Raw genomic sequence first — 25,969 nt, forward strand, 5'->3', positions numbered from 1 at the left:
GGCGCCGAATCCTTAAAATGTTCAACCGTAGTCCGGCCTTACTGGACCGAGGTCACTTCTTCCAGGCGCTTTTCCAGCGAAGCGATCTGCTCTTGCTGGGCCAGGGTGTACAGGGTCAGTTCCTCGACCTTTTCCAGCAGCGACAGCTGCATCGAGGTCAGATCCAGACCGCCCGCGTTGATTTCCGCGGCCGAGGGAATCTTGGGCAGGTGGCTGTTGGCGTCGATGAACGCGGCCACTTCGGACAGCGGCATCAGGTCATAGTCATCTGCAAAGACATAGTCCGGCACGTTCAGCGTGGTGCCCGACGCAACAAAGCTGTTAGCATACATCGAACCCGACGCGGTCAGATCACCGGTTTCGGTCAGCTCCAGTTCGATCGCGCCGCTACCAACGAACGAGAAGCGGGCCGAGTTATTCACCTGCACGCGGAAGGCCGCAGCGGAGTCACCAGTGTGGTCCAAAGTGAAGTTCGCGGGCGTGCTGTTCTCGATCAACAGGTTACCGCCGCGCACTTCCAGCATCTCGGTCGGTGCTGCGCCCGTGTCGCTGTTTTCAACAAGCAGCGAACCATTGGTGACGTGCAGACCTGCATCCGGGGTGGCGGTGCCAATACCGACCTGCTCGTCATTGGCCAGGTACAGCGTATTGGTGCCGGCACCGGGCTGAATCTTGAAGGGCAGGGCGCTGCCATTAGTGACATCACGCACGAAGAAGTTGGTTTCGTTGCCAGCGATGTCAAAGGTCTGCGCGGTGAAACCGGACGAACCGTTCTGCTCCAGGCGGATCGCCGGCGAGTCACCGTCCGCGATGTGAAGTTCCAAGACCGGGCTTCCGGTGCCCAGACCCACGTCACCCTGACTGTCAACACGCAGCGAGTTCGCAGGGGCACCCGCATCAGCGCGGAACACCTGACGGCCAGCGGTCGCATCATCGATCGAGAAATAGTTGCCGCCGCCGTTGCTGGAATCGTTCGCGGTCAGGCGCCAGTCATTGCTGGGAAAGCTGGCCGAGGCCGACGTATCGTCGAAATTAAGCCGCAGATTGTTCTCTTTCAGCCGCAGTGTGTCAAAGCCAAAGTTTTCGCCGTTCACACAGTCAAGGCCAACGCAGGCGCTGCCTTGTACGATCAGATCGTCTGCAATGACTTGGTCCGCCGAGGCGGTCGCTGCCATCAGGCACACGCGCTAGCGCTGGTCCCCAGCAGGGTAAAGGTTTTCGAGAATGTTTGTTTCATGGGTCCGTCTCTCTCTGTTTCTAGGCCGGCTTAACGCCAGATCTGTTATTCTTTGATATCTTCAGGTGTGATAATCACATTGCGCGACACCACAAAGTGCCCCGTCATGTAAAAGGATTTGTTTCGTTGGTCATTTGCGGCCTCGCCGCGACCGTTGTCGACGGGATTGACGATCTCTTCCATCTCGTCGGTGGCCGCGCTGATTTCATAACGGTAAACGCCGTCCAAAATGGGGTCGCCAGTCAGCCGGAACACCGGGGTACCCGAGTCCGCCATGACGGTTTCGACCTTGCCGTTTGGCATCGTCACTACCATCTGCGCCATCTTCAAACCCGTCCAGTTTTCGAACCAAACGGCATTCGAATTATTCTGCTGAACCGGCTCAGGAGATGCGGCAAACGCTGATGTATTCAGACCAGCAAAGAGGGCCACAGCAAGCAAGCCGGACTTGATCTTCATGGTTGGAACCTCCCGAAAAAATGAATCGATTTGCGTGAAAAGTTATAAATCTTAAGAGAACATTAACCCAAAAACGCTGCATTTCCAAATATTTTGAAGGGAAATTTTCGCCTCTGCCTGTCGATCAGAAACAAAAGGCCACTATCATTGTGATTGTACATAGGATGCGGCCAGGGATTGTGCCTCTTCGATCTGCGACGCCAGCAAGTCGCGCGACAACTGCGCGTTTAGCGCCTTCAGGTCCGGGTCCCCGCTTGCACTGGCCAGCAGCAGCCACATATGCCCCAAAACATAGTCCTGCGGCACCCCGATGCCCTGAAAATACATCCATCCCAGATTAGCCTGCGCGCCCCTTAGCCCCGCCTGCGCCGAGCTTTGCATCAATTGAACAATCAGGTTCAGGTCTTGCTGGGAAAGCTCTTCGCGCTGCAACAGCAACCAAGCCAATTGGAACTGTGCGACCGGGTCCCCCAACCGGGCGGCGGACTGCAGCCCGTCCGAGATTTCCTGCGCAGCATCCAGTGGCTGAAGACGGGGTTCGTACAGGGGGAAGGTCAGCGTCTTGTCGCTTGCTTCTTCGCCGCGACCACCCATCCGGTACAGCTCGTGCGCCTTCGCCTCGTCAAGGGGCACGCCAAAGCCATTTTCATACATGACACCCAGATTTGTCATGGCTTCCTTCAGGCCTTGCTCGGCTGCGCTTTGAAACAGCTGCGCGGCGCGTTCATAGTCCTGAGCCACCCCGTCACCGCGCACATAAAGTGATCCAAGGTTGTTTTGCGCCCGCGCCACTCCGGCGGCGGCAGGACCTTCGAACAGGGCACGCGCGCGCTGCGGATCCTTGGGCACGCCATTGCCGCTTTGATACAAAACGCCCAGGCTGGTCATCGCGTTCAGGTGCCCCTGATCAGCGGCCAGCTGGAACATCGCAGCGGCCTCTTGCGCGCGGCCAATTCCGATCAATGCGTCACCGTAATCCGCCTGGAAATCCGCCTTCCCCGAGGCGGCCGCCTTGGCGAACCATTCCAGCGCGGCCTCAGGGGCCTGTTCGACCCCCATCCCCACAAACAAATGCTGCCCCAGACGGTTTTGCGCGGCGGCATGGCCCTGCCGGGCTGCAAGGGTCAGCCACTCAACCGCGCGGGCGTGGTTCTGCAAAACACCTTCGCCCCGGCCATATTGCATTCCCAATTGATATTGCGCCTCGGCCTGGCCGCTTTGCGCGGCCTGCACCAGATCGGCGTCAGCCTCTTGCGCCAAAAGAGCGACGGGTTGGCACATCAGCAACGCCGCAAAGACCAAGGAGGTGATCCGTGCGCCCATCATGTTAACGCCCCTGATCCGTTGCGTTCGTAACCGGGCCATCTTGCCGGGCGGCCTTGAAAAAAGCGCGGGCCTGAGCCTGGGCCTCGGCTACCTGCTCTGGCGTCATCAAATCATTCAGAACCGAGCGTTTCTGCGCGGCCTCTTGATGTCCGCCCGCAGCAGCGATGTTCATCCAGGCATGAGCCCACACGTAATCTTGCCCGATGCCGTCCCCGGTCGTCAGCATCATCGCCAATTGGTATTGCGCATTGATGTCGCCCGCTTCGGCCGCTTGCCGCAGATATTTGACGGCCCCCTCGGATTCGCCTTGTTCGACCAACCACTGGCCATAGGCCGATTGCGCAGCCCGCAAACCGCCGTCTGCTTGCGCAACCAGCCAGTCCAAGGCTTTTTCATCACCCGCGTCGGCTGCCGCCAAAGCCCATGGGATCACCCGATGAGGCGCCGCCCGACCTTCCAGCTTGCCCTCACCAGCCAGGCGGCCAAGAATTAACTCGGCTTGCGGATCGCCCTGCGAAACAGCCGTGCGATACAGTTTCACTGCCTGCTCCAGATCAGGGGCTCCGGTCTGGCCGTTCTCTAACATGCCCGCAAGGGCCGTGGTGGCCATGGCGAAGTTATTTTCCGATGCTAGCGAGAACAGTTCCCACGCTTGCTCGGGGTTTGCGGGCAGATCGTAATCGCCACGATAGACCGTCCCCATCAGGTAGATTGAAACCAGATCCCCTGCGTTTGAGGCCGCTTTCAACCAGCGCGTAGCCTCGGACACATCAGCCTTGACCCCGTCGCCGCTCAGGTACTTCTGACCCAGAACACGTTGCGCTGGCATGTGGCCAGCTTCGGCGGAGCGGCGATACCACCCCAAAGCCGCATCGCGGTTTTTGGGGGCGCCCTTGCCGCTGTCCATCGCAAGCGCCAGAAAGAATTGCGCCCCGGCATGGCCGTCGTCGGCCGCTCGGGTCAGCCAACGCAGGGTTTCCTGCGGGTTTTCACCCGTTCCGATTCCCTTGGAATACATGCGGGCCAGTTCATACTGGGCCTCAAGATACTGCTGCTCGGCGGCGGCTAGCATCCAGTTGAATGCCTGCCGAGGCTGTTTTTCGACGCCAACCCCATTGAGATACAGAAGCCCCAGATAATACTGAGCTTCCGCATCGCCACGCGTTGCGGACTTGTTGAACAGCTCGGCGGCCTTGGGTTCGTTCCGTTCGGGTCCGCCGGGCATTTGGCTTAGGTAGACACGCGCCAACAGGGTTGCCGCCTGCCGATGGTTTGCATCTACCGCACGCTGCAGCCACACCACCGCGCCGGGAACATCCACCGGCCCGCCGCGCCCCTCTAACAGGACCCGGCCAAAGCGATAGTGCGCCAAGGGGTTGTCTGTCTGTTCGGCCAACTGCTGCAAGCCCGCGCGGACAAAGACAAAATCCTCGCGCTTCCAGGCCTGTTCGATCGCGGACATTTCGGGCAGTGCCCCGTCTTGCTGCGCCTGAACTGTCAGCGGCTGCAAGGTCAAAAGGGCCAGCGCAACGGCACCTATCCCAAACTTGGTACGAGTAGACAGCATCGTGGGGTCTTTTCCAAAAAATTTAGGTCAAATCATGCTTTATGTGCGCTCACCCTAGGAGGATCACCCCGCAAGATCAACGGTGTCACAGTATTGTCAGCGCCCCGGCCCGCAACAGCCACAAAACAGCCGCGGCTCCGCACAGGGCGGCCCCGAAAGGCAGGGCGCGTTGCCCCAGCAAGACCCCACTATCCCCGCGCCCAAGGCTGGCGATCAGGGCAAAAACCAGCCCTCCGATTGCGGCGATCAACACCAGCAGGGGCAGATCCCAAGGTCCTGCCCAGCCGCCCAGACCCGCCATCAACTTAACATCGCCCAAGCCCAGTCCCTCGCGGCCACGCAGCGCTTGGTATCCCCAACGCAGAGCCGCAAAACTGCCCGCGCCAGCCAAAGCCCCGATCAAAGCAGCCTGCAGCCCGATCCCCGCTGGCATTACCGCAAGGACCATCGCCGTTGCGAACAACGCCGCAGTCAGGGGGTCGGGCAAACGGAACCGGGTCAAATCGCACACCGCCAAGACAAGCAGCAACCAAAGCCAAACCGCCCAGATCCATGCCAGCGCGGTGCTAGGCGCAGCGATCGCGGCCAAAACAGCAGCACCGGCCGCGGCGATCTCGGTATAGAGCATCCATGGCGCGATCGAAGCGCCGCAGTGTCGGCACGCGCCGCGCAGCCACAGGAAGGACAGCACGGGGATCAGATCGACAACCTGCAGCGGCGCCTTGCACCGCCGGCAGGCCGAGCGCCCCCACACCACCCCCTGCCCGCGCGGCAATCGGTCTGCAAGCACGCCAAGGAACGACCCTACAAAGGGGCCGATCAGCACCAGCAACAACAACATGGGGTCTGACAATATCATCGCGAGCCTGCCTAAGAGGGTCGCCTTCGTTATTCACTCCGACGGTCGCTTTGTCCATCGCCCCAAAAACATCACCCAAGCCATCCCCCTGTGGACGCCCCCAAGAACTGTGATTATCATGCCGCCATACAGCATGGATTTTTTCAATGACCCAAACCGATTGCCCCCCAAACAACGACCGCGAAGCCGGATTCTCGCTACTGGAATTGATGGTGGTGGTCGTCATTCTGTCCGTTTTGGCGCTGGTGATCGTGCCGCGCGTGATTGACCGCCCTGATCAGGCTCGGGTTGCGCGGGCGCAGTCCGACCTTGCCGCGATTTCCAGCGCTGTGCAGCTGTATCGGCTGGACAATTTCCGCTATCCCACGACCGAGCAGGGCCTGGCCGCACTGGTTACCAAGCCCGCCTTGGATCCCGCTCCGGCGAATTGGACCCAGTACATGGACCGCCTGCCGGTTGATCCCTGGGGACAACCATACCAGTACCTTGTGCCCGGCGTTCACGGAGATTTCGACATCTTCACCTATGGCGCCGATGCCGCCCCCGGAGGCGACGGGGCAAACGCGGATATCGGATCATGGAGCGCCCAATAAGCCAGTCCACGCCAAAAGGCTTCACGCTGATCGAACTCTTGGTGGTTGTTGCGATCATCTCGGTGCTGGCCGTCGGTGCTACGCTGGCTGTCGGGCGTTCAGGCAGTTCGGGCCAGTCGGATCGGGCACTGTTTGCCAAAACCCACGAACGAATGCGCGGCCTTGCTGTCTCGGGTCAGCAGGTGCGGGGGCTGCGCTTTGATCCCCGCGGCATGTTCACAGCAGACTATGGCACCAAGGGCTGGGACATCTCGGAAACGCGCATCAGCTGGGCCGGCCGCGTCGCCGTGGACGTTCCCGGCAGCGCACGCAACACACGCTTTGACGTGCCGCAGGTCATCTATTTGCCGACCGGTCGCACCACGGCCTATTCGATCCGGTTTCAGGACGGCAGCAGCTGCCAGACCGATGGCTGGGGACCTTTGACATGCCAAGGCTGACCCGCCGCGATCGTGGCCTGACCCTGCTGGAGCTGATCGTCGCCGTGGCCGTTCTGTCCATCGGCAGCCTGGCAGCATTGCGCAGCACCGATCAGGCGCGCCTGGCCATCGGGAACGAGCTGCCCCGCCTTCTGGCGGACATCTCGGCCCGCAATCGCACGCAAGAACTGCAGCTGCTGGGCCCTTACGCCGCGCTGCCCGACACGGTCGTTCAGGGCGGCATGCAGATCACCCTGTCGCAAACCCGCAAGACCACGCAGGCCGGTTTGGTCATGACCACCGTCACCGCGAAATCAGAACTGGGGCCCGGCGCCTCTTTGGTGGCGTACCTGCCCCCCGGCCTGCCCGGAGGCCTGCAATGACCCGCGCACCCCGTGGCCTGACCCTGATCGAGCTGGTCGCCGCCATGGCCATTTTCGCGCTGATCGCAGTGATGGGGGCCCAAGCGATGTCAGGAATGCTGCGCCAGCGGGACGGTCTGCTAACCCGGTCCGAAAAAGCCGCCGCGCTGGAATTCGGCACCAGCTTGCTGCGCGCTGATCTGGCCGCCGCAGTGCCGATGCTATTTTACCCGCCCGGACAAACTGCGCCGCGATCCTCGGCCCGCCAGACGGCCAGCGGTTTCGCGCTGTCTGTTGCGGGTCAACAGCGGCTGGACCTGTCCCCCAAGCCGCGTTTTCATCGCATCGTCTACCGTCTGGATCAAAGCTCTGGCACGCTGTGGCGCCGCAGTTGGGGCAGCCTGACGCCCGCCGACAACAGCGCCCTTACACCTGAAGTTCTGGTGCTGGAAGGCGTGCAACAGCTGGAGCTTCGCAGCCATTGGGGTCCCTCGGGATGGCAACCAGGCCTCAGCGCACTGGCGCCGCCCCCATTGCCCGAAACCTCGGCCGATTCCGACGGATCGGGCGCCGCCCCCGAGCTGTATTCCAGCGCCCTGCCCCTTGCGATCGAGATCACGCTGCATCTGGACGGGCTGGGGCCCATTCGCCTGCTGGAGACATTGCAATGAGGCGTACCCGAGGATTTGTCCTGCTGAATGCTTTGGTGCTGATCGCGGCCCTTGCCTCGGTCGCGGCGTTGCTGTTGACCACCGCCGGCGCCGGGCGCGAACGGTTAAGCCAGGCGCGAACGGCGGCGCAGCTTGACCTGAACCTTGATGCATTCGAGGCCTTCGCAACCCAAACCCTGACCAGAAGCGCCGACGGCCGGCCCCAAACACGCCAACAGGTGGACGCCCTTTATGACATTCCGCTGGAACGGGGCCGGGTATCGGGGCAGATTCAAGACCTTCAAGGACAGTTCAACCTTAACTGGCTGACCGATCCGTCCTTTTCCAGCGCGCATCAGGCCCTAAGCCGGTTGATGCGCGCGCTAGGCGTATCCGAGCGTGACGAGCAGCTGCTGCGAAACCTTGTCGACCCGCGCGGCCCCAAGAACAAGGCGGCCTACCTGGCACTTGACCCACCAGAATACCCGGTCGGGGGCGCCTTGCTGATGGTCCAGCAACTGGACCGCACACCGGGCCTGTCAGATCGCGGCCGCGAGCGGTTGAAATCGGTGCTGACGGCCCTGCCAGGTGACAGCACCCTGAACGTCAACACAGCCGATCCGCTGGTGCTAAGCGCCTTCCTGCCGGATTTGTCCCCCGCTGCCCTGGACACGTTGCTGGTGGCGCGTCGGCAATCCCCCTTTGCCTCGGTTCAGGATTTCATGGGCATGGCAGGGCTGCCTGTGGGCGAAGGCGAAGAGCCCGACCCAGGGGCGCTGCAGCCCGAAAACCTCAGCATCCGTTCGCAGTGGTTCGAGGCCCGCATCACCGCCACACTGAACGGCCATCACGCCCAAAGGCGCAGCGTGTTGCGGCGCAAGGGTGTGCCCGCCGTTACCACCACGCAATGGCGCGTCACCCAGCGCCCCTAGCGCATTGCACTTATCGCGCCCAAGCGTCACAGTACCCCCGAAACGCAACAAAGGCCCAAGCTTGACCGCATCGCCAGACATAACGCCCCGCTTTGTTCGCGCCGATCAGGACGCCCCCGCCGCGCCCGATCAGATCGTTCTTGTACCGGGCACCGAGGTTCCGATGATCTCGCTTGACCTGCCTGCAGGACTGCGCGGCGCTGCGCGCGAACAGGTCGCCCGTCGGCAACTGTCTGACCGTATGGGGTTGCCTGCCTCGGACGTGCAGATGCGCCCCTTTGCGCCCAAGGGAACCGCTGACGCATGGACCCGCATTCTGATCACCGATCCGGGTCATTTGGCGCAATGGAAATCGCTTGGCGGGCGCGCTGTGTTGCCTGACTATCTGGCATTGCCCTGCGATCCTGAGCTTTGGTGCCTGGATCAGGATCAGAACGGAACCATACGGGTGCGTCTGGGTGCGTTCGACGGATTCTCGGCGCGGCCCGCACTAACCGTTGCAATGCTGGACAAGGCGCTGGGCGACGGACCACGCCCCAAGGCCTTGTTCCTGCTGTCAGAGCTGCCTCAGATCGCCGAGTGGGCCGATGCGCAGAACCTGCCCGTGGCCCGCACCCCCGAGGATCTGAGCGCGCTTGATCTGCCCGCGCCCAACGTTCTAGCCCATGATGAGCTGTCCTGCGATCTGCGCGCCGATCCTCTGGCCGCGCGGGTGCAGCTGGCCAATCGCGTGCTGCCGTGGCGCTGGCCCTTGCTGGCCGGACTGGTGGCGGCCACGCTGTTTGGCGCGGTACAGATAATTCAGACCCGCAGCTTGCAAAGCCAGACCGCCCAAATAACCCAACAAACCCAACAAGACGTGCAACGCGCCTTTCCGGGTCTTGGCCCGCTGCTGGATATTCGTTTGCAGGTCTCGCGTGCGCTGGCTGATCGCCGTGGCGCCGCCACACCGGACACCCAACTGAACCCGGTCGAACTGGGCCGCCGCGTCGCGCAGGTCACCCATGAATTCGGGGCCGTGCCGCAGCAGCTAAGCTATACCGCAGTCGAGGGGGTTGTCCTGATCCTGCGTCTGCCCGATTTCGCCGCGACCGAGGGTCTGGGTCAGGCCCTGCGCACCGCAGGAATGCAGGTCGACCTGGTGGATTCCCGCGCCTCGACGGACACCGAGGGTGTACGCGCCGAATATCGCATCCAACCGCAGGAGGCCTCGCAATGAGCGACCGACTGATCGCCCTTTTGCTGCCTCTCAGCCCGCGCGAACGGATGCTGATTGCGCTTTGCGTCGGCGTGGTTCTGCCGTTGGCCATTATCTTTGGCTTGTTGCTGCCCATGGCCGAGGGTCGCAAAGCTGCCGAGCGCGCACACGTTCAGGCGCAGGCGCTTCACCTTTGGGTACAGGACCGCGCCGCCGAGGCAGGCTCGTTGACGCCGGTTGCGACCCAACCCGATGGCCCAGCGCTGAGTCTGGCCGGCATCGAACAAAGCCTGATCGACGCAAAACTTCGCGATCAGGTCACCGCGCTTAGTGCCAGAAGCAACGGCGGGGTCGAACTGGTGTTCGATCAGGTGGATTTCGTCCGTTTCGCCACCTGGCTATCCTCCAGCCACCCCGGTTGGGGCTATGCGCTGGACAGCTATCGGACGGAACGGACTGACACGCCGTCCAAGGTAGCGGCCTCGCTGATCCTGTCTCCGCGCTAGGTTACAGCCGCTTCAGGCGGGCACGAATAGCCGCACGGCGCCCCTCGAGCGACCCCAACGGATCCATTTGCGGGTGGGATTTCAAAACATCTGACAGGGTCGCATCAGCAGCCTGAAGCATCTGCTTTCCAGCATCATTCTCACCGTTTTGCAGATGAGCTAGCCCTTGTTCGTGCTGCGCCGTGCCCAATACGGACAACGCGGCCGCTCGATCCTGGTCCTTCTGGCTTTGCGCCAAGTTGGCCGCCAGTTGCGCAGCATTGGCCCAGTTCCCCGCCCGAAGCTCGCTGTGGGCATATTCCAGCTGAATGCGCGGCCGCAGCGGGCCAGCCTGATCCATCAGACGGGCATAAATACGGCTGGCCTTGTCGTATTTACCCTCTTCCAGGGCAAGTCGGGCGCTGTTGTATTGACGCTGAAACCCGCCATTGCCGCCCGAGTCCATTTCGCAGCCGACCAGAAACAGCGCAGCAACACTGGCCAACGCGAGTTTGGAAAAAGGGATTGCCTGCATTGTCTGCTCGTATCATTTTTATTTGATAGTTAAGTTCATAGCACAACCCGCCCAAGGCGTCTATCATCGCCACTGGCTGAAAGAATGCCAAAGTCATTTTCGCAGGAGGCCCTATGCGGCTGCTGGCAGCACTATTTACCCTTGGATTTCTTGGCTTGGCCGGGTTGGCAGGCCATGCTCTGTGGGTGATGTCCGGACTGGCGCCTGCGCAGGCCAGCTCGATCTTGATTAATACGACCCAGTCCGCGTCGCAGCGTCCGCGCCCGGCCAACGACGCCACCACCGACAATGCGCCGGTTCCTGCACCGGTCCGGTTCTGGCCCGCCCTCTTTGGCGAACCTCAGCCCCCCATGCCACAGCAGGCAGCGCAACCGCCACAGGCCAGCGCCCCACCGTCGGCGCCCAAACCGCCGCTGTCATCGCTGGGGTATACACTGAAGGGCATTGTTCGCACGGAAACGGGCGTGTGGGCTACCGTCGATCACCCCACCGGAAGCCGTCTGCTGCGCCAAGGGGACGAGCTGGTGCCATATGTCACCATAACGCGCATTGACGAAGAGGGCGTCTGGGTGTCCCGCGACAACGACGAACCCGAGCTGCTGACCTTTCCTGACAAACCCTGAGGCTTAGCCCGCCACCACGGCCTGCAGATCGAAGATCGGCAACAATACCGCCAGAACGATCACCAGAACCATCGCGCCGACCAGCATCATCAGCATCGGTTCCAGCAGGGCCGCGATACGTTTTCGCTCGGTAGACAGGCGATGTTCGACCAGCGCTGCTGCGCGCTCGGTCATGGGCGCCAGCCTTACCGAGGCCTCGCCCGCCGCGATAAGCTGTCTGGCCACTGGAGGCAGAAAGCTCAGCCGATCCAACGCGCGGGACAAAGCCTCGCCCTGGCGAACCGCGGTTGAAACCTGCGTGCCCTCGGCTCGAAACGCCTTGATCGTCAGTACGTCTACCGCGCTGTCCACGGCGCTTAGCACCGCATGGCGACTGCCCAGAATCAGCGCCAGCGTTCGCATGTATTGCACGGATACTGACAGGCGCGTCAGGCGCCCAAACAGAGGTAGGCGCAGGACGATACGGTCCCGTAAATCCCTCAGCCACTCGACCCGAGGGGTCAGCGCCCCCAACACGACCAACCCGGCCAGAACCACAGCAATCGCAATCCAGTTGGCGCGAATCCAGTCCGACACTCCCAACACGTTGCGCGTAAGCGCTGGCAGGGGGCGGCCGGACATTTCGAACATCGCGACAATCTCGGGGGCGACGTTGACCATTAGGATCGCACACACCAGCAAGGAAACCGCGGCCACGAAAGCCGGATAAACCAATGCGGTCGAAATCTGAGCCTTGTCCGCGCCCAGCTTTTCCAGATGGTCGGCAAGCTCGTTAAAGACCAGCGCAGTTTCGCCCGCCGCTTCGCCTGCTTTCAGCGCGGCCAGAAAATACGGGGCGAATCCGGCGCCAGTGCGCTCTAACCCTTCGGACAAGGGCGCGCCATCCAGCACCGCCGCCCGAGCCTGAGCGGCCACGGCATCCAAAGCCGGATGCCCCCCGTTGCGCACCGCCTCGAGCGCCGCTTCGGCGGGTAATTCTGCAGCCAGAAGCACAGCCATCTGGCGGGTAAACACAGCTTGCAGGTCCTGTGACAGGCGCACCTTGCGCGAAAACCACGGGCCAGCGGTCTTGGTTCGCGCCTCGGAAATCTTTGATACGAACAGCTCTTGCCGGGCCAGTTGCGCCGAGGCATCCGCCTCGGTCTCGGCTACGACCGTCCCGCTTTTACGCTTCCCACCAGAGGTATAGGCGACGTAAGCATAGGCCCTCATGCGACATCCCCCACAACGCGCAGGGTTTCGGTCAGGCTGACGGAACCGCTGGCCGTCATGCTTAGCCCCTGCCCGACCAGTGTTTCGCCAGCTGCAAGAGCTTGGGCGCGCAGCTCGGTCTCGGTCGCGCCGCGATCAATCGCGCCGCGAAGGGTGTCATCCACCTCAAGGATCTCGAATATACCGACCCGCCCGGCATGGCCCGAACCTCCGCAAGCCTCGCACGATCCCGGTTCAAACAGACGCTCGGGGACGGGCAGGCCATGCCGTGTGAACCGAGCGGCCTCTTCATTGCTGGGTGTGTGCGGACGTTTACAGTTAGAACAAAGCTTGCGCAGCAGGCGCTGGGCAATCACCCCGCGCAACGTGGCCGAAATCAGAAAGTTATCCAGCCCCAAATCGCGCAGACGAACCACCGCCCCAACCGAACTGTTGGCGTGCAGTGACGAAAAGACCAAGTGCCCGGTCAGCGCCGATTGAGCGGCAACCTGTCCGGTTTCAGGGTCCCGGATCTCGCCCACAAGGATGACATCGGGGTCCTGACGCAGTGTGGCGCGCAGGCCCGCAGCAAAGGTCATCCCGATCTCAGAGTTGATCTGCGACTGGCTGACGCCAGGCAGGTCGTATTCGATCGGATCTTCGATGGTGACGATGTTTCGCTCGTCCCGGTTGGCCAGCAGCAGCAGCGAATAAAGCGTCGTTGTCTTGCCCGCACCGGTCGGCCCGGTGGCCAGAATGATCCCGTTTGGCATCGAAGCCAGCCGCTGCAACACCCTCTGTTGAGCCGAGGAAAGCCCCAACGCGGGCAACGGCATCAGCCCGGTCGAACGATCCAGAATTCGCAGTACGATCCGCTCACCATAGTGACCCGGCAAAGAGGATACGCGCGTGTCAATCATCCGCCCCCCCATGGCCAACGGGATACGGCCATCCTGCGGTAGCCGAGTCTCGGCGATGTCCAATCCGGACATAACCTTCAGCCGCGAGACGATCCGCCGAACCGGCACATCCGCGCGGTTCATAATTTCCTGAAGATAGCCATCCACGCGCATCCGTACGCGCAAACCCTGTTCATGCGGTTCGAAATGCAGATCCGAAGCACCGTTCTGCACGGCCTTGCGCAACAGCCGGTTCACCAGCTGAATGACCGGAGCATCCCCCGAATCCTCCATCAAATCGCGCTGGCGGGCGCTGGACTGAGCCTCTTCCAGTTCGAACACCACACCGTCTTCGGCGGGTTCCTCGGCGGCGTCATAGGCGCGCGACAGGGCCTCGGCAAAACCGGCCTCGTCCAGTGTCAGAACGTCCGTCAGATCAGCGCCCAGCCGCCGCTGCGCCTCGCGCATACCGGTCTGCGTGGCCTGTGGCCCCAACAACACCTGCCCGCCCGCGATCACCACCTGCTGATCGCGCGCAAAGACAAACGGAAGCTTACTGCCCGCCAAACCGGAGCCGGGTTGGAAGAGGGGGGAAGTTTCGGCTTTGTGCGACGTCATCAATGAATCCAGCGTCAAATGGTTGGTTCAAATCCGCCCCGTCAAAGGGCAGCCCGCCCCCAGATGTACGCGGAAACGTCTGGTCGTCCAATGGTTGGATTGCGGCGGCGGCCTGTTTTGCCTCTCGGGCGATCTGGCGGGTCAGCTTGCGCGCCTCGGCCTCAGAGTTCACCACCTGCGGACGCAGCAGCACCAGCAGGACGCGCTGGTTCTTGTCGGCGTTCTTGGCGCGGAACAGTCCTCCCACCAGCGGCAGCTTGGAAAGACCCGGAACGCGCTGACGGGTGGACCCCGCGCCGTTTTCCAACAGACCGCCCAGCAGGATTACGTTTCCATCATGCACTAGCACCGTCGTCGACAGCGCCCGTTTCGAGGTAATCTCGCCCCCTGAGGACGCCTGCGAACTGGTCAGGTTCGACACCTCTTGCTTGATTTCCATCCGCACGGTGCGGTCAGCGTTGATCTGCGGGGTCACGTTCAGGGTCAGGCCAACGTCCTGACGTTCAATGGTCTGGAACGGGTTCTCAACGGCGCTATCGCTGACGGTCGAATAAGACCCGGTCACGAAGGGCACGTTTTGCGCCACCACGATCTCGGCCTCTTTGTTGTTCAGCGTCATAATCGAAGGCGTCGACAACAACCGCGTGCTTTGGGTAGAAGCAATAGCCGTAATCAGCCCGGCAACGCCGCGTTCCCCGTCATCCGGCACCCCAGCCAGAATCCCGCCCGAGCCGACATCCAGCGTCTGCCCGTTCAGCACCGAGGACACCAGGTTGGTCAGATTTGGCCGCCCTTGCAGCGAGAACTGAGCACCACCAATGACCGCGTTGTTCAGGATCCCGGCAAATTGCGCGGACAGATCCGAAAAACCAGAAACGGACATTTCGAAAATAACAGCCTCGACCAGCACCTGACGTGGGCGTTGATCAAGGTACCGCACCATTTTCAGTATGTCCTGCATCCGGTCCTGGGGCGCGGTGATCAGCAATGTGTTGGTCTGAGGCTCGGGCACGATCCGAACCTCGCCCTGGGCCTGGTTGCCGCTTTGGTTATCGATTGCGCGCAGAACCACGTCAGACATGCCGGCCGCATCTGCGAATTTCAGGCTGATGGCCGTACTTGTGACGTTGTTCTGTTGCGTGTCCAGCCTGCCGGCCAGCACGCGGATCTTTTCACGCAGGGCATCGGGCCCCGACACCACCAGCGCATTCGAGCGCCGGTCCACCGTCAGCGCGGCCCCCGGCGGCAGGATGTCCATCGCGGTGATCACCTGCGCCACTTCAGAAGCATTCGCGTTGCGCAGACGGATCATCTGGATCGGGTCTTCGCGCGGCTGGTCCAGCCGCCGCACCAGCGCCTCGATCCGGCGGAAGTTCTGGCCACGATCGGACAGGATCATCATCGAGGTTCCCGGCACCACCGACAGCACGGCCTCGGCCGGCAGCAGCGGGCGCAACACTTCGACGATTTCACTGACAGGCGCGTGTTTCAGCTGAATCACGCGGGTCTCATAGGTGCCATCACTGCCGCGCACACTGGGCCCCGAGGCCAGCTCGCGCGCCGTGTTCATCTGCACGATCCGATCCGCGCCCGGGCCCTCGATCAGGGTCAGGCGGTTCAGCTCCAGCACGGTCAGGAACACCTCGTACAGCTCGGCGTTGGTCAGCTGATCGGGGACCAGAACCGTCACCTGCCCACGAATGTCCGGGTCCAGCACAAACCGGCGGCCCGTTGCCTCGGAAACAATCTCGACAAAAGCCCTGATGTCCGCGTCGCGTAAATCCAGCGTCACCTGTGCCCGCGCCACCGTGGGCACAGACACCAAAACAGGACCGATCCCAACCGTCAGGATCAGCCCTCCGACGGCCAGCACGGACCGAAGAACGGAAGGGTAAGTCATAACCTGCTCTCTACCTGTGGGCTGTCGGGCCGCCTGTTACCTGCGATCCCCGCCCTGCCTGTTTTTTGCTACAATACAAGATTACACGAAAAATGGCAGAGTTTTCCACGCAAAGGCCGGTTTTGCCCGGCCTTTCGTGGTTTCATGGCGACACTTGTCGCAAGTCAGATCAACCCTTCGGAACGGAACAGAGCCTGCAAATCGGCCTCGGGGCGGGCGCCCATGTGGCTGATGACCTCGGCCGCAGCGATACAGCCCATGCGGCCAGCCACATCCAGCGAAGCACCGGTAGCATAGCCATACAGGAACCCGGCGGCGAACTGATCGCCCGCACCAGTGGCATCAACGGGAGTGATTTCCGTGACCGGCACGACAGCTTCTTCTTCGCCGCGCACCAGTACCACATCATGACCGGAGCGCGTGCACACAATGGTGCCTGCATCCTGTGCGGCTTGCTCCAGCGCGCTGCTCAGGTCGGTCTGATACAGCGATTCCCATTCGTGCTGGTTGCCGATCACATAGTCCAAGTCTTTGACCAGACGCCGGAAATCATCACGGTGACGTTCCACGCAAAACGGATCGGACAAGGCGATCCCGGCCTTACCGCCAGCGTCGCGGCACAGCTTTGCCGCACGCTCGAACGCCTCTTTGCCCTTGGGTTTGTCGTAAAGGTAGCCTTCCAGAAACAGCACCTCGGCCTGACCGGCCACATCATCGGACACGTCTTCGGAGCCCAGCTCGGACGAAATCCCCAGATAGGTGTTCATCGAGCGCTCGCCATCCGGCGATACGAAGATCATCGAGCGCGAGGTCGGCAGCTCGCCCCCGGCCACAGGATCATTGACGAAATCGGTTCCTCCAGCAGCCATCGAGTCAGCATAGAACCGGCCCAGCGCATCATCATGCACCCGCCCAATAAACCCGGTTTTCAGGCCCAGATTTCCCAACCCGGCCAGCGTATTTGCGACCGATCCGCCCGGGGCCTGCACCCGGTTCGTCATCGCTCCATACAGCATCTCGCCGCGTTCACGTTCGACCAATTGCATGATGCCTTTCTGAATGCCCATCAGGTCCAGAAAGCTGTCATCGGCCTGGCTGAGCACATCAACGACGGCGTTTCCGATGCCGACAACTTGGTAATTCTTCATGGGGTCTTATCCTCGAACATGCACAGATCACGGATCAGGCAGGCGTTACATTTGGGTTTGCGGGCGACACAGGTATAACGTCCGTGCAGGATCATCCAGTGGTGTGCATGCTGCTGAAAATCGACGGGGATGTGATCCTCGATCGCACGCTCCACTGCAACCACGTCCTTGCCCGGACACACGCCCGAGCGGTTGCCGAACCGGAAAATATGCGTATCCACGGCCTGCGCAGGATAGTGCCACCACATGTTCAGCACCACATTGGCCGTCTTGCGCCCGACACCGGGCAGCGATTCCAGCGCCGCGCGGGAATTTGGAACCTCGCCGCCATACTCATCGACCAGAATGCGGGCCATTTTCATCACGTTCTTGGCCTTGTTGCGATAAAGGCCAATGGTCTTGATATGCTCGATCAGCTGCTCTTCGCCCAGATCCAGCATTTTCTGCGGCGTGTCGGCGATCTTGAACAATTCGGCCGTGGCCTTGTTCACGCCCTTATCCGTCGCCTGGGCCGAAAGGGCCACGGCCACCACCAGCGTATAGGCGTTCACGTGGTCCAGCTCGCCCTTGGGTTCGGGTTCGCTGTTTTGAAAGCGGGTAAAGATCTCGCGGATCGTGTGATAATCAAGCTGCTTTGCCATGCGCCCACCTATGCCCCGGCCTTGCGCGCCGCTCAACCCTTTCCCGCAAGTTTCGGGTCGATATGCCCGCTGTGCGGCGGTATCGTCGCGCCAAAGGAAAGGGCAACACATGTCGGATATGGAAGCAGGCTATCACTATCAGGTCATGCGTCGGGCGCTCGATCTGATCGACGCTGAACCGGGCTTGTCCCTGGCCGATCTGGCCGCGCGGATGGATATGAGCCCCTCGCATTTTCAGCGCCTGTTTTCGCAATGGGTCGGCGTGTCGCCCAAGCGTTATCAGCAATACCTGACGCTGGACCACGCAAAGACGCTGTTGCAGCAGAATATGACCACGCTTCAGGTCAGCCATTCCGTGGGCTTGTCTGGCAATGGCCGATTGCATGACCTGTTCATCCGGTGGGAGGCCATGAGCCCCGGCGACTATGCCCGCGCGGGCGACGGGGTCACGGTGTATTGGGGCTGGTACGACAGCCCGTTCGATCTGGCGCTGGTTATGGGCACGGACAAGGGCCTGTGCGGGCTGGCCTTCGCCGCCGAAACGGGAACCGAGGCCGCGATGCAGGACATGGTCAGCCGCTGGCCCAAGGCGAACTTCGTCGAGGACCCGATGCGCCTGAAGCCATGGGTCGATGCGGCCTTTGCGCAAAAAGGCGAGACCCAGCTGCACATGATCGGTGCGCCCTTCCAGATCAAGGTATGGGAGGCGCTGCTGCAAATCCCCTCGGGGCAGGTCACGACCTATTCCGAGATTGCACATGCCATCGGCAACCCCAAGGCCGTCCGCGCTGTCGGCACTGCCGTGGGCCGCAATCCGGTCAGCTGGCTGATCCCCTGCCACCGAGCCTTGCGCAAGTCGGGCGGATTGGGCGGATATCACTGGGGTCTGCCAATCAAACGCGCCATGCTGGCCTTTGAAACCGCCCGGGCCGAGGCCCCTTGATCGGGTTTTCATAAGGGGAAACTCATGCGCGATTTCCCGCCCAGAGTTACACAAACGTGTCTTGGGGGTCGGCTTGGGGCCGCGTATACTGCGGCCAATCCGTATCATCGGACCCTAATAATACGAGGCAAAAAATGATCCGAGCCAACAAAGCCGTGATGATCCTGTCCGGTACAGCCCTGCTGCTGACCACCGCATGCACCACCCCCGCACATCTCAGCGGCACCGACCCCAACAAGAATGCCAAGGAAGGCGCCGTTCTGGGCGGTATCCTGGGCGCTTTTTCGGGCGCGCTGATCGCCAAGGACAAGAAAAAGGGCATGCTGCTGGGCGGTGTGGCCGGTGCGGCTGCGGGCGGCGCCATCGGTTCCAGTCTGGACAAGCAAGAGGCCGAACTGCGCGACAGCCTGGACGGCCGCGTGCGCATCATCAACGAGGGCGACCGTCTGGTCGTGACCCTGCCCCAGGACATCCTGTTCGCCACCGACAGCACCTATGTGCAATCGGTGCTGCGCGACGACCTGCAATCCGTCGCCGAAAGCCTGAACCGTTACCCGGACACCACGGTGCAGGTGATCGGCCACACCGACAACACCGGCTCGGCCGCGTATAATCAGGATCTCAGCCGGGGCCGTGCAGCTGCCGTTGCGGATATCCTGATCGGCAATGGCGTGTCCGCGGGCCGCGTTCAGACCATCGGCCGCGGCGAGGACGATCCCGTTGCCTCGAACCTCAGCGCCGAAGGTCGTGCCCAAAACCGCCGGGTCGAGATTGTCATCCTGGCAAACTGACCCATTATATGGCCAAGTCCACGAAACGCCCCGCGTCCCACCGGACCGGGGCGTTTTCTTTTCTTATGAAAGGCTCCCATGTCTGACCCCAAATTGCTGACCCTATGCGGGTCTTTGCGCAAAACCTCGTTCAACCGAAAACTTCTGGCCGAGGCCGTCGCCCAGTTCGGCCCCGCCGAAGTCACCGATGCCAATTTGCGCCTGCCGCTTTTCGATGGTGACTTGCAGGCTGAACAAGGCATCCCGCCCCAAGTGCAAACCCTGGCCCAGCAGATCCTGAACGCCGATGGGATCATCATCTCGTCCCCTGAATACAACAAGGGCATCACCGGGGTGCTGAAAAACGCTCTGGACTGGATCAGCCGCGTCGAGGGGTCGGTGCTGAAGGACAAACCCGTGGCCCTCATGTCGGCTGCGAACGGCCGCTCGGGCGGAGAGACGGCGCAATACATGACCCGCGCCTGCCTGATCCCGCTGCAACCGCGCCTGATCAACGGTCCATTCGTGATGATCGCCAGCGCGTCCAAGGAATTCGAAAGCGGCAAGCTTGAAAACGAGCGCTACGTGGCCAATGTCGCCGCGCTGATGCAAGCATTGAAGACCGAGATCATCCGCAGTTAAGCCTCGTTCGAGACCTCGATCAGGTTCTGGTCGGGATCGCGCAGATACAGGCTGAGGATCGGCCCCGTCGCGCCTGACCGGCGCACTGGGCCTTCCAGAACCTCGATTTCATGGTCCGCGAAATGGGCCAGCCAAACCTCAAGCGGCGTATCGCTAAGAAAACACAGATCAGCCGATCCGGGCGTTGCGCGATGAGCCTTGGGTTCGAACTCGGCGCCCTGCTGATGCAGGTTGATCTTTTGTTGGCCGAAACTCAGCGCCCAGCGGGTGCCGCCATCTGCGGCCTGAAACGCGTGCGCCTGCATTCCAAGAACTGATTGATAGAACCGGATCGAGGCATCCATGTCCGCAACCGTCAGTACCAGGTGATCCAATGTTTTCAGCTTGGGTGTCATTTCTCGATTGCCCCTTGGCCCCTTGGTTTCTACGCTTTGCCCATGCAAGAAGACGTCCTGACCCAAACCCGCCAAAGCGATGTGATGGACCCGGCCCGCGCCCGGGCGCTTGAGGCTACATTGGACCTGCCGGTCACGATAGGCCAAGGCGACACGCTGCCGCCCTTTTTCCACCAGATCTATTTCTGGGCGCCGCAGCCACCCGAAAACCTTGGCCGCGACGGGCATCCCCGGACCGGGCTGGACCTGATCCCCGACCTGGGTCTTCCGCGGCGCATGTGGGCGGGCGGACGGCTGGAATTTCACGGCCCCCTGCACGCCGGCACCCCGGCTGAAAAGCTGACCACACTTGAAAGTGTCACCCGCAAAGAAGGTCGCACTGGCCCACTGGGCTTTGTGACGCTTCGGCACGAGATTATCCAGGCCGGGCTGACTCGCGTCACTGAATGGCAGGATCTGGTCTATCGCCAAGATCCCAACCCGGCCGCGCCCAAGCCTGCGCTGCCCCAGGCGCCGCGCGGGGAAACTGCCAGCCAGACCTTCGATTTCAATCCAACGCTGCTGTTCCGATACTCGGCGCTGACGTTCAACGGGCACCGCATTCACTATGACGTGCCCTATGCGCGATCAGTCGAGGGCTATGACGATCTGGTCACCCATGGGCCGTTATTGGCGCAGCTTCTGATGCTGTTCGCCCAGCGGCAATTAGGGGAGCTGCGGCGGTTCAGCTTCCGAGCGACCGCGCCGCTGACACTTCCGCATTCGGCCACTTTGTGCATGAAGGGGTCGCAGATGTGGGTGCGCGGCCCGGACGGTCAGATGCATATGAGCGCCGAGGCGCACTAGCTGGCGCTCCGCTCGCGCCAGAAGGTAAACAGACCGGCGGCCACGATCAGCAATGCGCCAATCACCACGTTGGTGTGGATCGCTTCGCCAAAGGCGGCGACACCCAGCGCCGAGGCGAACACCAGCTGCAAGAAGGCGAAAGGCTGGACCGAGCTGGCCTCGGCCACTTCATAGCAGCGGATCAGCAGGAAATGCCCCAACGCGCCCGAGATGCACAGAATCACCATCCAAATCCAATCGTCGCCAGTCATCGGCTCCCAATACCAGATACCGACGGCGGTCATTGCCACCATCCCCGTGGTCCCGGTCCAGAAAAAACTGGTGGCCGCGCTGTCCTTGCGCGCCGCAAAGCGGGTCGTCAGCCCATAAACCGCGAACATCAACGCTGACAGCAACGGAATCACCGCCTTGGGGTCAAACACCCCCACTCCGGGCTGCAGAATGATCAGGATGCCAACGAAACCAACCCCGATCGCCAGCCAGCGACGCCACCCGACTTTCTCGCCCAGAACGGGCCCCGAAAGCGCGGCAATCATCAGCGGGTAGCAGGCGAAAACGGCGTGACTTTCGACTAGGCCCAGAACGGTAAACCCCCAAACAGCCACGCAAATCTCGGCCACCAGAAGAACGCCCCTGAAGGTCTGCAACAAGGGTTGCGAGGTCGCAGCGGCCTGCCTGACGCCGCCAGCCCTGCGCGCACCCACGGCGACCACGAAAGCCGCAAAGAACCAATAGCGGATCATTACCACCATCAGCGTGTTATACTCGCCCGCCAAATGGCGCGAGATGCCATCCTGCATCGCGAAGACAAAGGTCGTCGCGATCATCAGCATGATGCCCAGGCGCGTGTTGCGTTCCACTCAGCTGCTCCTCTGGGCGACGGTCATGTGGCGCTTGCGGCCATACCCAGTGCGGCGCTCGACCTCGAAACCCGCATCGGCCAGCCCGCGGCGTACAAAGCCGGCGGCAGTATAAGTCGCTGCGGTCCCGCCGGGGGCCGTGTGGTCATGGACCGCCTGCATCAGCGCGGGATCCCACAGCTCGGGGTTCTTGGCGGGTGAAAACCCGTCCAGAAACCACGCATCCGCCACGCCATCCCACGCGGGCAAAGTCTGCCGCGCATCGCCCACGATCATCCGAAACTCCAACCCTGGCAGCGAGAGTCGTTTAGCAGGCCAATGCGGCGCAAATTCCTGCGGCAGCGCCCCCAGTTCGTGAAACGCCTCTTGCGCGCGGATCATCTCGGGGCCGGTCATGGGATATGCCTCGAACGTGGTGAAATTCAGCGTACCGGTCTGGCCACTGTCACGCCACGCCTTCACTGCCGCCAGCAGGTTCAGCCCCGTGCCGAACCCAAGCTCGGCAATATGAAACCCATCGCAAAACCTGTCCGGCAGGGTGTTTCCGTTCAGGAAAACATAGTTGGTTTCGGCCAGACCATTCTCGAGACTGAAATAAGGATCGTCAAAACGGGTCGAGACGGGAATACCGCCCTCCCGCCACTCAAGTTCGGCGCGCTGGTCTTGCATCCGCTGATCCCTTAGAAAGCCGGTGAAAACGCGCCGAGAATGCAGAGAGCCGAGGGAAATGGCAATGGTAGATGTGACCGTTTACGGGGCCGGGATCTTTGGACTGTCCGTCGCATGGGCCTGCGTGCAGCGCGGCGCAAAAGTTCAGGTGATCGACCCGCATGGCCCCGGTGCCGGCAGCAGCGGAGGCCTGGTCGGCGCCCTGGCCCCGCACGTTCCCGAGAACTGGAACGAAAAGAAGCAATTCCAGTTCGAAAGCCTGATCATGGCAGAAAAGTACTGGGCCGATGTGAGTGAAACAGGCGGGAAAAGCAGCGGATATGCCCGGCTGGGACGGCTGCAACCCATCGCGGACCCGCGCGCACTTGAGCTTGCCCGCGCCCGCATAACCAGCTCTGCGGAGCTGTGGCAGGGCCAGGCCGACTGGCAAGTGATGCCTGCCGATGAAGGCGCCGATTGGGCGCCGTTCAGCTCCACGGGATGGTTGATCCGCGATACGCTCAGCGCCCGAATGCATCCCCGAATGGCCTGCGCGGCGCTGGTCGCGGCGTTGCAGGCGAAGGGCGCGGCGATTCTGTCCGACGGTTCTGCCCAGGGTCACGTCCTTTGGGCCTGCGGTGTTGCCGACCTCGAGCGGATATCGGCGACCCGGCCGCGCGCGTTTGGCAACGGGGTGAAAGGCCAGGCTGCGCTGCTACAACTGGACCGCCGCGACCTTCCCCAGCTTTACGCAGACGCTGTCCATATCGTGCCCCATGCCGATGGCACCGTCGCCATCGGCTCGACCAGCGAGCGTGACTATGACGCCCCGAACACAACGGACGCTCAGCTGGACGACGTCCTGATCCGCGCGCGCGCTGCCGTGCCCGCGCTTGAGGACGCCGCGGTGCTAGAGCGCTGGGCAGGCGTCCGCCCCCGCGCGCGATCGCGTGCTCCGGTTCTTGGTCGGCACCCTCTGAACCCTGCGCATTTCATTGCGAACGGCGGCTTCAAGATCGGCTTCGGCATGGCGCCGAAAGTTGGGGAAGTCATGGCCGATCTGATATTGAACGACCATGACGCCATTCCCGAAGGTTTTAAGCCCGAGGCAAGTTTCTGACCACGTCGCCCGCCTTGGGCCGGTCGAACAAGCGTCGATGCTTACCGTCGGCGGGACTGCCGTGACAGAAGACCCTGATTCTGGTTAACGACACCTTGAGAAATCACTGAACGGGGATCGTCGCGCCCGTCAGCTCGGCGCTGAACGGCACAGGGTGGGGCGCCTTTCCCAACCGAGCGCGATAAACAGGCAGCGATTCCGCCACGCGCATCACATAGTTCTGCGTCTCGGTGAATGGGATTTTCTCGATCCAGTCGATCACGTCGACATTGCCGTTTCGCGGGTCTCCGAACCGTTCAATCCATTGCTCAGGGCGACCGGGTCCGGCATTGTAACCCGCTGAAATCATGACGATATTCCCGTCAAATTTCTCGGCCAGGGTTTGCAGGTAAGTGCTGCCAAGAATGGCGTTATAACCCCAATCGCTCAGGACTTTGGCGGGCTCATGTTCAACCCCCAGACCTTGGGCGACCTGCCGCGCGGTGCCGGGCATCAGCTGCATCAGACCCTGCGCCCCGGCGCCGCTGATCACCTGTGGATCAAACTCGCTTTCGCGGCGGGCGATGGACAGGGCCAGTTCCATCGGAACGGGCAGGTTCAGACGCTGCATCGGGTGCAGGGCGTAATACGGTCCCGGCAAGGTCACTCCGGTCTGCGCGGCCGTTTTGGCGATCATCACCTGCAGGTGCGGCTCTTTCAGATCAATGGCCATCTGCCCCAACTGGGCCACCCCTTCAGCATCCAGCCCGGCGGCCAGGTGGCGGAAGAACTGTTCAGCCAGGGACAATTCGCCAGCGTTCAGGGCCAGTATTCCGGCCTGAAACACGCCCGAACGGGCAAAGCTGGCCTGCCGCCAATCGGCGGGGGTTTGTCCGCCCGCCAGGCTTTCATCAAAGGGCACGCCGCCCCGTTCCGCTGCAAGAAGGCCATAGAAACTGGTCTGGTACTGTGCGCCCTCGGCATAGGCGGCCTGGGCGGCCTCGGCATTGCCCATGGCCTCTTGCGCGCGCCCAATCCAGTACCCGGCACGGCCCAGAGAGATGGGTGTTTCAACCGCAGAACGGAAGCGCTGGAAATGGTCCAGTGCGCGTTGGGGCTCGTTCAGATAGCGGACAGACAGATACCCCGAAAGCCATTCAAGATCCGCATAGCCATAGCCATCAGCGGGGGTCATGAAATGAGCGTGAGCAACCTGGTAGGCTTGAAGATACTGACCGTCCCGCATCAGATCGCGGACCAGATACCGGCGCCAGCCTGCCCAGCGGGCCGGTTGCCCCAGAGCCGATGCGGAACGACTTTGCGAGATTACAAGCTTTGCCGCGTCCGACGTACGTCCCTTGCGGACGCGCCATTGAAACCTTTCGTAGGCCAAGCCGGGGTCGTCACGCAGTCGCGCGGGCACAGCGCTGATCAGCCCGTCCACGCCCTTGGCCTGTTTTCGCAGCCCCATGCGCGCTTTGGCCAGCGCCTGCCAGCCGTCATCGACCAGCGGTAACATCAAGGCCGCATCCCCGCGCAAATTGCGCCACAGAGCCATGTCCAGGCGGGCCTCGTGATGGGGTCGCAAAAGCGCTTCGTATTGCGCGATCAACGCCTTGTGCGAATCTGCGTCCAGATCCATTTCCTGCCAGGCCTTGATTAGCATCGTGTCAGGGGATTGCCCCTGCGCCTGCATCGTTTGGGCCAATGCCAACACTCCCGCCCCGGTCTGGGGCGGTCCGAACTTGAACAACGCCTGCACCTGGGTCGGGTCTGCCTGCTCCAGTCCGGCCTCGGCCCGCTTGCGCATCAATGCCAGTCCGGGCCAGTCAGGATGGTTTTTCAGAAACGAAAGTACTTCGGGCAGCGTGCCCTCGCCACTGCGCAGCCTGGTCCATGAAATCAGGCTCAGGGCGGCCGGGCCCGCACGCTCGGCGATGGCAGCAGCGTTCTGCCAATTCCCGTCGCGCGCTGCCGACAAAGCGCTGGCAAGCGGTTTCGGACCCTCGGCAAAACCGGGGGAAACAGACAGGCAAATGACTAAAAACAGGGCAAAATCGCGGAACATCTCTTGCCTTTGTGAAGGAACAGAGGATAGACAACCCAAGCTTAATCCCGCGCCAT

28 protein-coding genes are annotated in these 25,969 nt (G+C 62.0%); 13 read left to right on the forward strand and 15 right to left on the reverse strand.

From position 1 onward, the window contains the following. Window positions 1–38: 38 nt before the first annotated feature. The 5 genes from ACOQOQ_RS03320 to ACOQOQ_RS03340 all read right to left on the reverse strand — a co-directional run bounded on the left by ACOQOQ_RS03320 (window position 39) and on the right by ACOQOQ_RS03340 (window position 5,448). Window positions 39–1,175, reverse strand: a complete 1,137-nt coding sequence (locus ACOQOQ_RS03320) for a hypothetical protein (RefSeq protein WP_420568721.1) — start codon at window positions 1,173–1,175, stop codon at window positions 39–41. Between the two features lie 107 nt (window positions 1,176–1,282). Continuing rightward, window positions 1,283–1,696 carry a hypothetical protein gene (locus ACOQOQ_RS03325; RefSeq protein WP_420568722.1) on the reverse strand — a complete coding sequence of 138 codons (414 nt, stop codon included), beginning with the start codon at window positions 1,694–1,696 and terminating at the stop codon, window positions 1,283–1,285. A gap of 144 nt (window positions 1,697–1,840) precedes the next feature. Next, the gene (locus ACOQOQ_RS03330; protein ID WP_420568723.1) at window positions 1,841–3,022 is read right to left on the reverse strand and encodes an SEL1-like repeat protein; all 1,182 of its coding nucleotides are present in this window, start codon (window positions 3,020–3,022) and stop codon (window positions 1,841–1,843) included. 1 nt (window position 3,023) lies between these two features. After that, window positions 3,024–4,589 (reverse strand): tetratricopeptide repeat protein, encoded by a 1,566-nt coding sequence (locus ACOQOQ_RS03335; RefSeq protein WP_420568724.1) that lies wholly within the window; start codon window positions 4,587–4,589, stop codon window positions 3,024–3,026. Window positions 4,590–4,674: 85 nt separating this feature from the next. Beyond that, window positions 4,675–5,448 (reverse strand): prepilin peptidase, encoded by a 774-nt coding sequence (locus tag ACOQOQ_RS03340; protein WP_420568725.1) that lies wholly within the window; start codon window positions 5,446–5,448, stop codon window positions 4,675–4,677. Window positions 5,449–5,594: 146 nt separating this feature from the next. Here ACOQOQ_RS03340 and gspG point away from each other — a divergent pair, with 146 nt between their 5' ends. The 7 genes from gspG (at window position 5,595) to gspM (ending at window position 10,108) form a co-directional block, all read left to right on the forward strand. Further along, window positions 5,595–6,041 carry a type II secretion system major pseudopilin GspG gene (gene gspG / locus ACOQOQ_RS03345; protein ID WP_420568726.1) on the forward strand — a complete coding sequence of 149 codons (447 nt, stop codon included), beginning with the start codon at window positions 5,595–5,597 and terminating at the stop codon, window positions 6,039–6,041. Then, window positions 6,026–6,481, forward strand: coding sequence for a type II secretion system protein (locus ACOQOQ_RS03350; protein ID WP_420568727.1), 456 nt, complete (start codon window positions 6,026–6,028; stop codon window positions 6,479–6,481). The genes gspG and ACOQOQ_RS03350 overlap by 16 nt, the downstream gene beginning before the upstream one ends. After that, window positions 6,469–6,843, forward strand: coding sequence for a prepilin-type N-terminal cleavage/methylation domain-containing protein (locus tag ACOQOQ_RS03355; RefSeq protein WP_420568728.1), 375 nt, complete (start codon window positions 6,469–6,471; stop codon window positions 6,841–6,843). The genes ACOQOQ_RS03350 and ACOQOQ_RS03355 overlap by 13 nt, the downstream gene beginning before the upstream one ends. Next, the gene (locus ACOQOQ_RS03360; RefSeq protein ID WP_420568729.1) at window positions 6,840–7,493 is read left to right on the forward strand and encodes a type II secretion system protein GspJ; all 654 of its coding nucleotides are present in this window, start codon (window positions 6,840–6,842) and stop codon (window positions 7,491–7,493) included. Before ACOQOQ_RS03355 ends, ACOQOQ_RS03360 begins: the two co-directional genes overlap by 4 nt. After that, window positions 7,490–8,404 carry a type II secretion system minor pseudopilin GspK gene (gene gspK / locus ACOQOQ_RS03365; RefSeq protein WP_420568730.1) on the forward strand — a complete coding sequence of 305 codons (915 nt, stop codon included), beginning with the start codon at window positions 7,490–7,492 and terminating at the stop codon, window positions 8,402–8,404. Before ACOQOQ_RS03360 ends, gspK begins: the two co-directional genes overlap by 4 nt. Window positions 8,405–8,465: 61 nt before the next feature. Beyond that, window positions 8,466–9,623 (forward strand): type II secretion system protein GspL, encoded by a 1,158-nt coding sequence (gspL, locus tag ACOQOQ_RS03370; RefSeq protein WP_420568731.1) that lies wholly within the window; start codon window positions 8,466–8,468, stop codon window positions 9,621–9,623. Beyond that, a complete protein-coding gene (gene gspM / locus ACOQOQ_RS03375; RefSeq protein ID WP_420568732.1) occupies window positions 9,620–10,108 on the forward strand; it encodes a type II secretion system protein GspM in 489 nt (162 codons plus the stop codon). The genes gspL and gspM overlap by 4 nt, the downstream gene beginning before the upstream one ends. 1 nt (window position 10,109) lies before the next feature. On the opposite strand, the gene ACOQOQ_RS03380 is transcribed toward gspM, so the two are convergent. After that, window positions 10,110–10,622: a hypothetical protein gene (locus ACOQOQ_RS03380; RefSeq protein ID WP_420568733.1), complete on the reverse strand. Its 513-nt coding sequence runs from the start codon at window positions 10,620–10,622 to the stop codon at window positions 10,110–10,112. A 113-nt stretch (window positions 10,623–10,735) separates the two neighbouring features. Between ACOQOQ_RS03380 and ACOQOQ_RS03385 the strand changes: the two genes are divergently transcribed. Continuing rightward, complete coding sequence (locus ACOQOQ_RS03385; protein WP_420568734.1) at window positions 10,736–11,245, forward strand: type II secretion system protein N; 510 nt, start codon at window positions 10,736–10,738, stop codon at window positions 11,243–11,245. Window positions 11,246–11,248: 3 nt separating this feature from the next. Here the strand turns inward: ACOQOQ_RS03385 and ACOQOQ_RS03390 are convergent, their stop codons facing one another. The 5 genes from ACOQOQ_RS03390 to nth form a co-directional block, all read right to left on the reverse strand. Beyond that, a complete protein-coding gene (locus ACOQOQ_RS03390; RefSeq protein ID WP_420568735.1) occupies window positions 11,249–12,457 on the reverse strand; it encodes a type II secretion system F family protein in 1,209 nt (402 codons plus the stop codon). Beyond that, window positions 12,454–13,902, reverse strand: a complete 1,449-nt coding sequence (locus ACOQOQ_RS03395; RefSeq protein ID WP_420568736.1) for a GspE/PulE family protein — start codon at window positions 13,900–13,902, stop codon at window positions 12,454–12,456. Before ACOQOQ_RS03395 ends, ACOQOQ_RS03390 begins: the two co-directional genes overlap by 4 nt. Then, window positions 13,889–15,853, reverse strand: coding sequence for a secretin N-terminal domain-containing protein (locus ACOQOQ_RS03400; RefSeq protein WP_420568737.1), 1,965 nt, complete (start codon window positions 15,851–15,853; stop codon window positions 13,889–13,891). Before ACOQOQ_RS03400 ends, ACOQOQ_RS03395 begins: the two co-directional genes overlap by 14 nt. A 164-nt stretch (window positions 15,854–16,017) precedes the next feature. Continuing rightward, on the reverse strand, window positions 16,018–17,001 hold the full coding sequence (locus tag ACOQOQ_RS03405) for an adenosine kinase (RefSeq protein ID WP_420568738.1): 984 nt from the start codon (window positions 16,999–17,001) through the stop codon (window positions 16,018–16,020). Beyond that, window positions 16,998–17,642 (reverse strand): endonuclease III, encoded by a 645-nt coding sequence (gene nth / locus ACOQOQ_RS03410; protein WP_420568739.1) that lies wholly within the window; start codon window positions 17,640–17,642, stop codon window positions 16,998–17,000. The genes ACOQOQ_RS03405 and nth overlap by 4 nt, the downstream gene beginning before the upstream one ends. Before the next feature lie 109 nt (window positions 17,643–17,751). On the opposite strand from nth, the gene ACOQOQ_RS03415 reads away from it, so the two are divergent. The 3 genes from ACOQOQ_RS03415 to ACOQOQ_RS03425 all read left to right on the forward strand — a co-directional run bounded on the left by ACOQOQ_RS03415 (window position 17,752) and on the right by ACOQOQ_RS03425 (window position 19,997). Continuing rightward, window positions 17,752–18,585: a bifunctional helix-turn-helix domain-containing protein/methylated-DNA--[protein]-cysteine S-methyltransferase gene (locus ACOQOQ_RS03415; protein ID WP_420568740.1), complete on the forward strand. Its 834-nt coding sequence runs from the start codon at window positions 17,752–17,754 to the stop codon at window positions 18,583–18,585. Between the two features lie 134 nt (window positions 18,586–18,719). After that, window positions 18,720–19,376, forward strand: coding sequence for an OmpA family protein (locus ACOQOQ_RS03420; RefSeq protein ID WP_420568741.1), 657 nt, complete (start codon window positions 18,720–18,722; stop codon window positions 19,374–19,376). 78 nt (window positions 19,377–19,454) lie between these two features. Continuing rightward, entirely contained in the window at window positions 19,455–19,997 is a 543-nt protein-coding gene (locus ACOQOQ_RS03425) for an NADPH-dependent FMN reductase (RefSeq protein ID WP_420568742.1), read from the forward strand. Here the strand turns inward: ACOQOQ_RS03425 and ACOQOQ_RS03430 are convergent. Next, entirely contained in the window at window positions 19,994–20,392 is a 399-nt protein-coding gene (locus ACOQOQ_RS03430; protein ID WP_420568743.1) for a VOC family protein, read from the reverse strand. The genes ACOQOQ_RS03425 and ACOQOQ_RS03430 overlap by 4 nt on opposite strands. Window positions 20,393–20,434: 42 nt before the next feature. Here ACOQOQ_RS03430 and ACOQOQ_RS03435 point away from each other — a divergent pair, with 42 nt between their 5' ends. Next, the gene (locus tag ACOQOQ_RS03435; protein WP_420568744.1) at window positions 20,435–21,238 is read left to right on the forward strand and encodes an FAS1-like dehydratase domain-containing protein; all 804 of its coding nucleotides are present in this window, start codon (window positions 20,435–20,437) and stop codon (window positions 21,236–21,238) included. Here ACOQOQ_RS03435 and ACOQOQ_RS03440 read toward each other — a convergent pair. Next, window positions 21,235–22,071, reverse strand: coding sequence for a DMT family transporter (locus ACOQOQ_RS03440; RefSeq protein WP_420569726.1), 837 nt, complete (start codon window positions 22,069–22,071; stop codon window positions 21,235–21,237). The two genes, ACOQOQ_RS03435 and ACOQOQ_RS03440, sit on opposite strands and share 4 nt — an antisense overlap. 27 nt (window positions 22,072–22,098) lie before the next feature. Next, window positions 22,099–22,767, reverse strand: a complete 669-nt coding sequence (gene mnmD / locus ACOQOQ_RS03445; protein WP_420568745.1) for a tRNA (5-methylaminomethyl-2-thiouridine)(34)-methyltransferase MnmD — start codon at window positions 22,765–22,767, stop codon at window positions 22,099–22,101. Window positions 22,768–22,831: 64 nt separating this feature from the next. On the opposite strand from mnmD, the gene ACOQOQ_RS03450 reads away from it, so the two are divergent. Continuing rightward, window positions 22,832–23,866, forward strand: a complete 1,035-nt coding sequence (locus tag ACOQOQ_RS03450; RefSeq protein WP_420568746.1) for an NAD(P)/FAD-dependent oxidoreductase — start codon at window positions 22,832–22,834, stop codon at window positions 23,864–23,866. Window positions 23,867–23,969: 103 nt separating this feature from the next. Here ACOQOQ_RS03450 and ACOQOQ_RS03455 read toward each other — a convergent pair whose 3' ends face one another. Further along, window positions 23,970–25,913: a lytic transglycosylase domain-containing protein gene (locus tag ACOQOQ_RS03455; protein ID WP_420568747.1), complete on the reverse strand. Its 1,944-nt coding sequence runs from the start codon at window positions 25,911–25,913 to the stop codon at window positions 23,970–23,972. Window positions 25,914–25,969: the final 56 nt, after the last annotated feature.

The sequence above is a fragment of the Thalassovita sp. genome, from assembly GCF_965218685.1.
Lineage (GTDB): Bacteria > Pseudomonadota > Alphaproteobacteria > Rhodobacterales > Rhodobacteraceae > Thalassobius.